This window comes from Pseudoalteromonas sp. HM-SA03 (genome assembly GCF_002289345.1).
In the GTDB taxonomy this organism is placed as follows: Bacteria; Pseudomonadota; Gammaproteobacteria; order Enterobacterales; family Alteromonadaceae; genus Pseudoalteromonas.
In genome coordinates, this window is record NZ_NSDG01000028.1 from 127,621 (window position 1) to 135,808 (window position 8,188).

Genomic DNA, 8,188 nt, shown 5'->3' on the forward strand with positions numbered 1-8,188 from the left:
CGCATGGGCGGCGGTTTATTCAATGGATTTTCCCGTTCGGCTGAATAATGCCGAGGTGGGGCAAGTTTCTGCCTCTGTAGATGGATACGATTTAAAATCGGTTTCAGCCATGCAGCTGAAGGAAAACCTACAATCCGTATTAAGCAAAGACGTACTCGATTGGCTCTCAAGTCTTGGGGAACACGAGGTCACCTTAGATATGTTACAAGCAAAGGGAATTACGCTTGACCTCAAGGCACAAGATCTCACTATAGACATGTCGCTAGCGGAAGCAGCTATGGCTACAGACACGCTTTCTTATGGCAGAAAGAAATACTTTGAACAACCAAAACAAGAAGCACGTTGGGCTTTACTGAATAATCTCAACCTAAACCATGAGCGTAGTGACAATAATCAAAACTACCACTCACAATTCGAATGGCTTATAAATGCCAATGTTGGCGGTAGCAACGGCATAAATATGCACAGTTCGGTTTTTTGGGAAAGCGGCAGCACCGAGCAAAGTCACGTCTACCGTGGTGATACGGCTGTATTTTACGATCAGCCCGACAAACCGAGACGATTCACTTTAGGCGATACGCAAAGCAGTAACAATGGCCATTTATCGGGGGCTCCGTTTGCAGGCTTAAAAGTCGCAAGCGCCTATTCAAAGCTGCAACCCCAACGTAAGATCACCCCAGGTAACAACCAACAGTTTATGTTACCCCGCCCTGCAACACTTGAAATATTTATCAATGAGTTTTTGATTTCTAGAGTGCGCCTCAAAGCGGGACGCTATGACCTCAATGACTTACCGCTGACTTCAGGCATAAATAATATTCACGTTGTTGCGACATATGCCAACGGTGAAACCCAGCACTTCCATTTTACTAGCCACTATAATTCTCGACTATTAGCCCAAGGCGTAAGTGACTACTCGCTAACAGTTGGTTTTTTATCGGTAGTAGATGATGGTCGTTATCATTATGACGACGACGCGCTGCTTTCTGGCAGTTACGAATATGGCGTTACCGACAAACTCTCACTTGGAGTTAATGGTGCGGCCCATCCACAAGGGCAAGTGTTTGGCTCAATCACCACATTCAGTAGCCCTTTGGGCAATGTATCGCTGCGTTACTCGCAAAGTAAAACGCCTGATATTTCTGGTAATGCTTTCTCGATAGAAACAGAGCATAGTATTTTTGGTCATGGTAATTATGGCTCGCCCAACTTACGTGTGGGCTATGAAATCATGGAAGACTTTAGCAACTCGCCTTGGCTTGAAGAAGTCACACTCAGCAACAACAAAAGAGCTTTTGCTGACTACAGCTATATTATCAACGACCACATAGACTTTACGCTCAACGCAGCACGGCAAGTAAATAATGAAGATTTGGTCACTAAAAACCTCTCTGCTGAGCTTAATTTTCGCTACAAAGGGACTAGGATAAGAGTTGGATATAACCATAATGTCAGTGACGATCCTCGTGTCGTCTCTGAAAATCAATTCGTGCTCAACTTTACGTGGAATCATTACAACCGCCAAGACAACGTCCGCACGCGAGCTCAATATAACAACCGTAGTAAAGTCGCCAACGTAAGCTATGCCAAAACTAACAATAACTACGTCAATGACTATGGCTATGAATTGCGAGCAGAAAAAGGCAGTGGGTATAGGCAAGAGCAGCTAAAAGCCAGCCATACTAACGCATTTTTTAGAGCGGATATGACCGCAAGTAATTACACCCGATCGCAATTTACGAGTGATAGCTCCGCCAGTGTTAACTTATCGTCAAGTATAGGTTTTGCTGATGGTCACTTTGGTATGGGTGCCACAACTACCACTCCTTTTGCTGTAGTTACTAAGCATAAAACACTAAAAAATAACGATGTATTGGTTAACGTTGACCGCTTTGGCCGTGCACAAAACCAACCAACACAACACATTGGCGCATTAATTGACTTAGGCACAGGCTACACCAACTATCAATTTAATATTGATGTACCCAACGCCCCACTGGGTTATGATTGGGGGCCCGGCACTTATAAATTAGTGGGTGGCGCGAATACAGGGCACCATATTCAAGTAGGTTCAGACCTGTCTTATACAGTGATAGGTACAGTGGTCGACGAACAAGGCACACCAATTGCACTGGGAAGAGGACGAGTAATAAAGCAATCTAATGCCGACGACAGTGGCCATGCACCAATCAATCGTGCCTTTTTTACCAATCGAGTGGGTCGATTTGTTGTAGAAGGTATCAGTACAGGTAACTACCTAATCGAAATTAATGACATCGCCGGACGATTTACCGTGAATGATGGCGAAAAACGATTTATCAAAATAGGCACCATCACGCTTGAGCAGACACAATTACAGGGAGATCCAAACAAATGAAGTTCGCACTATTTTTGCTGCTTGCACTTAGCTATTTGATCTCGCCTGTAGCATTGGCCAAGCGCAACAAATGTGATGGCAATTTTTTGGCGACATCTAACTCAGCCGAAATAAAGGAAGAGTATGGCAATCGAGTAACGGTATATTTACCGCTAAAAATACAGGTTTCAGATTCGCTATTAGATTGTGCCGATGAAATCTGGGTTGAAGATACATATTATTATTCTTTTGTCTTCTCAGGCCCGACTGAAGATAAATACGGTAGACTGCTAGACTCTCAATACAAACGTATTAAAGTTAGAAACGGTATCGCCAAAACAACCTTAACTAGCCGCTCTACACAAATGTGGATGCGCTTAAGACACTACAGTTTGTTTCCTACAGGTTATTACTATGGTGCGGTAAAAGTGTCTATTGTAAGGCGCAACAAGGTAATCGCTGAGCAATATCTGGAGATGACCTATTATGCCGAGCCACAAATCGCCATCTCGCTCGATAACTCTAGCAAAGGTAAGGTATCGGGGGACGATGGTCACTACCTCATAGACTTAGGCGAATTAAAAACGAATATGCGCTTTTACTGGGGCATAAAAATACTGAGTAATAGTTCATATGATATCGTCCTAGACTCTGAATATAACGGCTTGCGTCATGAAACTAACAAACGAGCACTTATCGATTACGCAATTAGTTTCGATAACGTCAAAATATCGTCATCAGAACGTTTAACGCGAAGTTATAATTTTTATCCCGGCGTCAGAGATTCGTGGTTTGGCTTTGAATTTCAGTTAGGTAATACCGAGCTTATGCCCGCAGGCTACTATCGCGACAATTTATCACTCACCGTATACCCAAGATAACAACTTGAATTATAAGAACAAAAAATAAAACAATAGAAAATTTAAAAACATTGGCACACCAATTGCTTTTAATTTGGAATAACTAGGTATTCAACCTAACACAAATTATAAAGCAGTACTTTATTCAAGGGGATGCGCCATGAACACATTACTTAAATCACTATTTGTTGTCTCAGCAATCACATCAATGACTGCGGCAGCTGCTGTAGTAGAGTCAACAGGAAATGAAGCGAGCTTCACCTTTGAGGGTACAATTGAAGCCATGTGTAAAACTGATAGTGGCTCAAACAGCGTAACGAACTTAAATCTAGATTCTACTCAAGAAACTCAAGAAATTGGTACGTTAGACGTGTGGTGTAACACAGGTGAAAATGCAATAACTGAATATAGCTCAGCTAACGGCGGCTTCTTAGTTTCTGATAACGGCAAAAATAGCAAAATTGCTTACACGCTAGATATCGGCAGCACTTCAGGTGTTGACTTACAAAGCGGTACTTATAAGCACCTAGCTACGCTGGCAGGCACAGGCAGCGCAGGTGACACGCAAGCAACTACATTAAAGATCACACCACAGTCAAATGGCTTAAACGATGCGGGTACATACTCTGATACCATCACAGTAACAGTTAGCCCTAACTAACAAAATAATTAGGCAATGAGCGTTTGACAAAAGCACTCCTTGCCCCCCAATAAAGTAAATAGCCGGGCCAGTACTTATATATCCCGGCGACTGCTTTATAGCGCTAAGATAATGTTCCACTCTTCCCCAAACCTACAAATAAAATATCCCGCAGCCCGTGGCATTTCACTTGCAAATTGAGACATAACTGCTGTACTTTATTTGGGGGGAAAGAAGCCATGAACACCATACAAAAATCATTCTTTGCAGTTTTAGCAAGCGCACCTATGTTTGTGCATGCAGCAATTATTGATACAACGGCTTCTGAAAGTAAATTCTCTTTTGAGGGCACAATAGCTCCCACTTGCAAAACAATTAGCACCGAAAATAACACCACGGGACTAAACCTAGACGCATCCCAAACAACCCAGCAGATTGGTGTATTAGAGGTTTGGTGCAACACCGGCGAAAACGCAACCACCTCTTATAGCTCTGCCAATGGCGGATTTTTAGTTTCCGATAACGGTCATGGCAGCAAACTGGCTTACACCCTAAATATTGGTGACAGCGAAGGGATAGATCTGCAAAATGGTGTATATCAGCATACCAATGCAACAGCAGCAGGCACAGGTAGTAATGGTGAAACCAAAGCAACGCCGTTAAATATCACCCCACTTTCCAACGGCCTAAATGCCGCTGGTACTTACTCAGATGTCATCACAGTAACGGTAAGTTCAAATTAGCTACAAGATCAGAAAGCCCCCTTTCCTCCATCGACTCACTTAACCAGCCGATTCCATATTGCGTTATTTTCAAGTAAGCTGCTAAAGCTCCTTATAAATCTCAAAAAAGAGGAAAGTACGTTGGATAAGAGAATTGAACCTGAGCTTCCCAGTATTACGCCAGATTTAGATCAGGTTGAAGCCTATAAAAACTCCACCACCCAAGCGAGCCGTAAAACCTCAGCACCAAAAGAAAGTACCAAACGAACAAGCCAGCCCGCCAAAGGTATGGGGATGATGAATTGGTTGGGTGCAATCTCGATTATTGCGTTGGCTGCTGCGGCGTTTGCGCTCTACCAACAAAACTTAACAACCCAGGCACAATTACTCGAATCAACAAATCGCATTGCCGAGCTTGAACATACCCTCACCGCCACAGATGAAGAGATGGATTTGTCCGCAGGTGCAATGCAAGCAAAATTGAACACACTAACCGAGCGCACAGACGAGCTTTGGTCACAAATGGATAAACTATGGGCGTCAGCGTGGCGAAGAAACCAATCAGACATCAAAAAGCTCGAAGAGCAAGCAAGTAATAACGCTAAAAGCCTGACCAGTACGACTACCAAAGTAGAAACACTATCGCAGAGTCAAACAGAGCTTGCTTTAAAACTATCGCTATTAGAAGAACAACAGCAAGCCGCTAGTGTGCTAAAAAATCAAATTGCAACCATTAATGGTGATGTTGATCAGTTAAAGTCTCAAGCGCAAAGCAGAGACTCTAAACAGATAGAGATCGGCGCAAGCCTTACCCAAATAGAGATGACACAAACCGCACTGGCAGAAAAATTAGAGCGTTTGGAGCGTAAATTGGCAGCAGCCCCCACAACTCAAACGCAACCAAAAGCGAATTAATCCGTCATTATCAATGGTACATTAGCAATATGAGTTGGCTGCTACCTCGCGCAACCAACTCAGCTTTTATTCTCTTGGACACTCATAAAGTCCCTCGCCAGTTCACAAAATATAACGTAAAATATCCTATTACATTCCTGTATTTATTCGCGCGTAAGCTTTACGCTTAAATCAATACACATTATCTACTCAGGCATACTGTTTTGCCGATTGAGTATTTCTTGCTTGAAGGCAACTATGAAAAAGACATTTGAACTAATTCACCCTAAAATCAAACTTGAAAGACGCGTTGACGCGGTTAAGCATGAGCTTAAAAAATACCTAAAGCGCGAGCGCAACAAAACTTTACCAGCGGGCGCTGATTATTGGGATTTTGATTGTAAGTTTGGTAACACAGAAGCTGAAGCCGAGCCGGTGCACCTATCACAACTAAACAAGTTGATTGATAAAACGCAAACTGAAAACCTCACTTCCTTTTATGTTGAGATTTTAGCAAAGCCAGGCTATAGAAAATCAAACGATTTATCTGACGATGAGTTAGAAGACTACTAAGCCCAACTCCTGTAGGTCGAGCTTTGGCTCGACAACATCACCCGCTCTCCCCCAACAATACCAACTGGCACAAAATCACGCGCATGATACAATCGCTCGTCGAATTTTTGGTGGCGCTACTGCCGGTATAGTGAGAATTAAAAAGTATGAGCGAGTCATTTGTAGCAATCGGATTAGTAAACCCTAAATCACCAACCAATGTGGGTGGCGTATTACGGGCCGCAGGTTGTTATGATGCGCAAGCCATCTACTTTAGCGGCAATCGTTACGCAAGGGCTGCAAAATATCATACGGATACAAAAAACGTTGCCGACAACATTCCCATCAAACAAGTTGATGATTTCATCAGTTTAAAAGTAGCAGGCCGTGCACTTGTCTGCGTTGAGCTGGTAGAGGGCGCAACCCCACTGCCACAGTTTGCTCACCCCGACAACGCGTTATACATTTTTGGTCCTGAAGATGGCAGCCTGCCACAAGAAATCGTGGATGCCGCTGATGCCGTGGTGTATGTACCAACCACAGGCTGCATGAACTTAGCCGCGACAGTCAACGTGTTGTTATACGACCGTATGGCAAAACGCTCAACGGGATTTGATGCTAGTCAGATACTCACCAGCCGTGATATCAATAACCGCCTCACGGTTGGATAAGCTTTTGCTGTGAACATCTTTTTATTTTTGACTAACCCGCCCTTTGACCGGGTAGTGATTTGCATTTTTTAGGCTTTGTAAGTCATCAAAACGTACTCCGTGCTGAGCCATAACTGGGCGTACTTTTTTACTTATCAATTGCCGAATATAAAACGGTTGATTAGGTACAAAGTGATGGATCGTGTGCGTACGGCCAAAATCAAAACAAAATAGCTGAAACGGTAAAAACCAGCGACTGGTGATCACATGGGTTTGCTCTAACACATTACTCACGCCACCATAATAATGCATTGAAGATGTGACAAGATTTAAAGACGCTGAGCGGATTATATTAGGCACAATCAGCACCACCATTAAGAACTCAGCAACCGCTAGTAACTCTGCTCCCCACCTAGGTAATTCAAACGGTTGTATAAATTGCAGCACGTAATAAGCAATCACACCATATAAAGTCGCAAAATAAGCCGTGGCAAGCGGAAAACCAGCGTTAAAGACCTGCAAAAACTTAAAACCCTTGATTTCTCGACTAAGCCGCTTGGCATTCAATAATAAACCTAGCAACCCGTCTGTAACCACCACAGCTCGCAACCAAGGAGATTGGATACCATTACCCACCAAACGCTCTTCTAAGTCTTGTTCAGTACCAGACATTTTATGGTGATGTAAATGAATTTGCCTGCGATACCAAGGGTTCACCGTATTTGGCCGCATAAACCACACCGTCAACATCATGAAATGATATACAAATGGGCAGTCACTAAAATACTGCTTGTGGATCAAATCGTGCTCAAGTTCATGAGAAATAGAGGTAATAAAAGCCGCCAAGATAATACACAGCCATGCAGGAATAACGGCAAAATAGTAAAGCGAGGCAACGCCAATTAGCGCACTTAACGACAACAGCAAAATCACCATAGCAATGCTGTTCTGCCGGTTTAAAATAGGATAACGCGTTCGAAGCGTTCGCTCTTCAGCTTGAATAGCGGAAACTATCGCTTTGATATTCTGCCTCGCCGTTAATGTTGGCATAGATAACTTAATTCACCTTTTGATATCAAGATCATAACGAAAACTCCTACTACCGTAGCAGCGGCTTTACGCCGCGACAACTCTAAAACAGCAACGCGACACCCAAACTCCGAGTTTCTATTGATTATTATTCATCTCACACTACCGTAGCAGCGGCTTTACGCCGCGACAGCTTTAAAACAGCAACGAAACACCCAAACTCCTAGTTTCTATTGATTATTATTCATCCCACACTACCGTAGCAGCGGCTTTACGCCGCGACAGTTTTTCAAACATCGATACAAAGCAATACCTAAACTCTACACTTCTATTGATTATCGTCCATCTCACATTGTCGTAGCAGCGGCTTTACGCCGCGACAACTCTAAAACAGCANGACACCCAAACTCCGCGCTTCTATTGATTATCGTCCATCTCACATTGTCGTAGCAGCGGCTTTACGCCGCGACAACTCTAAAACAGCA

At 43.3% G+C, this 8,188-nt stretch carries 8 protein-coding genes; 7 read left to right on the forward strand and 1 reads right to left on the reverse strand.

All coding sequences use genetic code 11. The features are described 5' to 3' along the window. Window positions 1-22: 22 nt before the first annotated feature. The 7 genes from CKO50_RS05720 (at window position 23) to CKO50_RS05750 (ending at window position 6,695) form a co-directional block, all read left to right on the forward strand. The gene (locus tag CKO50_RS05720) at window positions 23-2,377 is read left to right on the forward strand and encodes a fimbria/pilus outer membrane usher protein (protein ID WP_255229441.1); all 2,355 of its coding nucleotides are present in this window, start codon (window positions 23-25) and stop codon (window positions 2,375-2,377) included. Next, window positions 2,374-3,237, forward strand: a complete 864-nt coding sequence (locus CKO50_RS05725) for a hypothetical protein (protein ID WP_095727384.1) — start codon at window positions 2,374-2,376, stop codon at window positions 3,235-3,237. Before CKO50_RS05720 ends, CKO50_RS05725 begins: the two co-directional genes overlap by 4 nt. Before the next feature lie 139 nt (window positions 3,238-3,376). Beyond that, window positions 3,377-3,877, forward strand: coding sequence for a hypothetical protein (locus tag CKO50_RS05730; protein WP_095727385.1), 501 nt, complete (start codon window positions 3,377-3,379; stop codon window positions 3,875-3,877). 218 nt (window positions 3,878-4,095) lie between these two features. Continuing rightward, the gene (locus CKO50_RS05735; RefSeq protein ID WP_095727386.1) at window positions 4,096-4,599 is read left to right on the forward strand and encodes a hypothetical protein; all 504 of its coding nucleotides are present in this window, start codon (window positions 4,096-4,098) and stop codon (window positions 4,597-4,599) included. A 120-nt stretch (window positions 4,600-4,719) separates the two neighbouring features. Continuing rightward, window positions 4,720-5,493 carry a hypothetical protein gene (locus CKO50_RS05740; RefSeq protein WP_095727387.1) on the forward strand — a complete coding sequence of 258 codons (774 nt, stop codon included), beginning with the start codon at window positions 4,720-4,722 and terminating at the stop codon, window positions 5,491-5,493. Between the two features lie 237 nt (window positions 5,494-5,730). Then, window positions 5,731-6,045, forward strand: a complete 315-nt coding sequence (locus CKO50_RS05745) for a DUF6172 family protein (protein ID WP_010370561.1) — start codon at window positions 5,731-5,733, stop codon at window positions 6,043-6,045. Window positions 6,046-6,191: 146 nt separating this feature from the next. Continuing rightward, window positions 6,192-6,695, forward strand: coding sequence for an RNA methyltransferase (locus tag CKO50_RS05750; protein ID WP_045961974.1), 504 nt, complete (start codon window positions 6,192-6,194; stop codon window positions 6,693-6,695). Between the two features lie 21 nt (window positions 6,696-6,716). Here the strand turns inward: CKO50_RS05750 and CKO50_RS05755 are convergent, their stop codons facing one another. Further along, window positions 6,717-7,724: a fatty acid desaturase gene (locus CKO50_RS05755; protein ID WP_095727388.1), complete on the reverse strand. Its 1,008-nt coding sequence runs from the start codon at window positions 7,722-7,724 to the stop codon at window positions 6,717-6,719. Window positions 7,725-8,188: the final 464 nt, after the last annotated feature.